This is a genomic window from Bartonella sp. ML70XJBT.G (genome assembly GCF_028618575.1).
Classification (GTDB): domain Bacteria; phylum Pseudomonadota; class Alphaproteobacteria; order Rhizobiales; family Rhizobiaceae; genus Bartonella.
Window position 1 is genome coordinate 1 of record NZ_JAQITA010000059.1, and the last position, 3289, is coordinate 3289.

Annotated in this window: 4 protein-coding genes; all 4 read right to left on the reverse strand. The window is 38.1% G+C overall.

Annotated features, from left to right (window positions below):
• Window positions 1-354: 354 nt before the first annotated feature.
• A complete protein-coding gene (locus PVV64_RS10135) occupies window positions 355-942 on the reverse strand; it encodes an SMI1/KNR4 family protein (RefSeq protein ID WP_273760865.1) in 588 nt (195 codons plus the stop codon).
• The gene (locus PVV64_RS10140) at window positions 939-1412 is read right to left on the reverse strand and encodes an SMI1/KNR4 family protein (RefSeq protein ID WP_273760866.1); all 474 of its coding nucleotides are present in this window, start codon (window positions 1410-1412) and stop codon (window positions 939-941) included. Before PVV64_RS10140 ends, PVV64_RS10135 begins: the two co-directional genes overlap by 4 nt.
• A complete protein-coding gene (locus PVV64_RS10145) occupies window positions 1409-1894 on the reverse strand; it encodes an SMI1/KNR4 family protein (protein ID WP_273760867.1) in 486 nt (161 codons plus the stop codon). Before PVV64_RS10145 ends, PVV64_RS10140 begins: the two co-directional genes overlap by 4 nt.
• A gap of 20 nt (window positions 1895-1914) precedes the next feature.
• Window positions 1915-3289, reverse strand: a 1375-nt coding sequence (locus tag PVV64_RS10150) for an HNH/ENDO VII family nuclease (RefSeq protein WP_273760868.1), incomplete at its 5' end; no start/stop codon positions are given.

The following is a 3289-nucleotide window of genomic DNA, read 5'->3' on the forward strand; positions in this document are numbered from 1 at the left end:
TCAAAAACCGTTTGAACGCCTGTACCAATGGTTGCTTTGATCAGATTCCTTTCTGTCTCACGAGTTACACGATCTATAAAAGGGGCCGTTTTTTGTAAGGATTGTCCAACTCCTGCCATCTCTGTGAGTCGGCTAGTTCGATAAATTTAGTGGGTTTGCCTTTTAACCAATTCTTTTTTTCTTTAGAGCAATTTTGGTCTTTTCTTTCTTCGCTTCAAGCTTGGTCAGATCTCCTTGAGCGGCAAGTTCTGCAAGATTTTTTTTAGAAGCGAATTAAGAGATCGCAAATAATACCACTACTAGGAATATCTGCTGCATATACCTTATAAACGTTACGTATTTCCTCCCCCCATGTCATCTTCTCCATAATTTTTTCCAAAAACGCTTGTAAAAAGGGATAGGTTGTGGAGTGGGAAGGATCTCAGGCTTTTCAATTGGTTGATCACCATTAAGTATCTCAGCTCCCACGCTTTCTTTAATTCTTTTACAAAGGAATTCATAAAAATTACTTGCGTAATATTCGCACTCTTCAGATGGAAGCATGACATAGAGTGGGCATTCACCATCCCGAAACTGCGTATAATCAAAGTAAAAGGTTTCATCAAGATCATAACTCACAACGAGCTGTTCTGGTGTCGCAAAACCATGTTTTCTATCGAGTAAGTTTTGGTAAACAATATCACCAGCAGGAATACCTTCCCCACAATCTCCATAAAGGCTATAAATTTCTTCACCACCAATTTCTCCTCCTACATATTTTTTTAAAAAAACTTTGTAAGAGGATGTGAATTGTACGCCGAGAGTTTTCTCTGCCTTTTCAATCTGTAGATCATCCGTTTCATTCTCTTCATCATCTTCACTACCAAAATTAATAATCTCATCATCATATTTATTCACTTTATCAATTAATACTGCAACATCATCTAAGGTATAGGTTTTCATAAATCTTCCCCTGCGTGCTCTTTAATTCTTTTACAGAGAAATTCATAAAAATTACTTGCATAATAATGTGACGCTCCAGATGGAATCTCGACGTAAAGTGGGCATTCACCATCCTGAAACTGAGTATAATCAAAGTAAAATGTTTCACCAAAATCAGTTCTATTCACGGCAAGCTGATTTGGTTTTGCGAAACCATTTTTTATATCCGTCAAATGATAGAAAACAATATCACCAGCAGGACACTTATCAAAACTTGCGTTATAAATGCTAAATATTTCATAACCTCCAATTTCTCCTCCTTTATAATTTTTTAAAAAGTCTTTATAAGAAGTTGTAAACTTTACACCAAGAATTTTCTCAGCTTCTTCAATCCTTTCATTACTAACCGCATCCTCTGCAGTGCCAAAATCAACAATATCACTATATTTCTCAACCAACTCTGCAATATCATCTAAAGTGTAAGTTTTCATGAATCCTCCCCTGCGTGCTCTTTAATTCTTTTACAGAGAAATTCATAAAAATTACTCGCGTAATACTGGGGATTTCTAGGTGGAAATTTAAGATAGAGCGGACACTCACCATCCCGAAACTGAGAGTAATCAAAATAAAATGTCTCACCAAAATCAGTTCTGCTAACAATAAGCTGTTCTGGTGTCGCAAAACCATGTTTTCTATGATATAAGTTTTTATACACAATATCACCAGCAGGATGATCCTCAAAACTTGCGTTATAAATGCTAAAAATTTCCTCATAACCAATTTCTCCTCCTTTATAATTTTTTAAAAACTCCTTATAAGAAGTTGTAAATTGTAGACCGAGAGTTTTTTCTGCCTCTTTAATCCGTACATCACTAACTGCGTCCTCTGCAGTACCGAAATTGATAATATCATCATCATATTTATTTACTTTATCAATTAATTGTTCAACATCAGCTAAAGTGTAAGTCTTCATAATTTGTTCTCCATAAATTGCTATTTTTTTAACTTCATATTTTCTTCTAACATCTTAGCACGTTCCTTCCAATATTTCTGTCTCCACAAAGCAAATGCATCCCTATCAATAGCTGATCCCATTGTATTAGGATTAATATGAATAGTAGAATGATATTCGTTATGAAACTTACTGCTAACCTCTGCTATGGGACCATCATGTGTTTGCAGCATGTGGTGTAATTCAATGGGATTATCATTAGCATCAAGAGGAGCTCTCCCTGTTTTCATCCTCTCAATATTTGTACCTTTTACTTCTTTTCCTTTGACTGTCCAAGTAACAATTCTATTAGGATCAAACAAATCTTCTCTCTGATAAACTTTGTTTATCTGATTAATTTTTTCTCCCTTGTTCGTTATTTCAAACCCAACCTCTATAGGTTTTGACCAGAATTTTCTTTCCTGTCCAAAATATTGAGTTGCAATAGCTTCATCGCTCATTTTTTCTAGCGATTGAGCGATTTCTTTTTCTGAATGAGTAGCGTTTACTTCATTACTTATTTCTCCAAGAGAATGAGAAACTTTGTTGCCTGTTGCAGCCGCTGCTTCAGCTTTAGATGCGAATTTAGCCAGAGCCTTTTCGCCAAGCTTTATGCCTCCCTTGACTGCCCCAGCGCCTCCAGCCAACAGGGATGCTGCTTCCGTCAATAATTTTCCAAATTCAAGACCGGCATTAAAGGAACCACGGATTCCCGCTTTCTGAAATTCTTCCTCTAGATAATTAATACGCTCTAAGTAAGACTGCTTAACAGTTTCTGTAACATTTCCACTCGTCACTAACTCTTTAAGCGCTTTCAAAGTCTCTTTGGGATGTCTGACTATTTGCCAAAAACCTTGAGCCGTATCGAATAATTCAGCTGGTACACCAGCGACCACACCTACCGAAAAAAACACATCTTGTTGGTCATCAATCTCATGCCATTTTTCTGCAACGTCTTTTCGACACCACTTATCGGGACACTCCTTTAATTCTTTCTCCATTTGGGCACGTTGAGCACTGCTGAGGTAGTTATTCTCTGCGGCATTACCTGCAGCATCAGCACCAGTATTGACATCACCACCAGTAAGGGCAGCAGCAAAGCCACCAGCAACGCGTGCCACATCAATCATGCTCTCTTTATTAGCAAATAGCGCATCAATCTTTGCGTTTATACGCGCTTCCTCTTCCGCAGTAGGGGTGCGACCATTAAGATCTCCCATTTCCTCTTTCACAACACCTTGCACCAACAATTTAAACTGGAGCATGGCGGTTGCTTCACCCACTGCACCACCAATCGCACCGGCACGACAATCACCATTCGCCGTAGCACCTACAAGACAGCCAAGACCGGCATGAGCTATAATTTGTGTCACTGTG

What these genes read in the sequence shown, in the direction of transcription:
- PVV64_RS10145 (WP_273760867.1), bottom strand. Translation starts at nt 1,894, where the DNA reads ATGAAGACTTACACTTTAGCTGATGTTGAACAATTAATTGATAAAGTA.
- PVV64_RS10140 (WP_273760866.1), bottom strand. Translation starts at nt 1,412, where the DNA reads ATGAAAACTTACACTTTAGATGATATTGCAGAGTTGGTTGAGAAATAT.
- PVV64_RS10135 (WP_273760865.1), bottom strand. Translation starts at nt 942, where the DNA reads ATGAAAACCTATACCTTAGATGATGTTGCAGTATTAATTGATAAAGTG.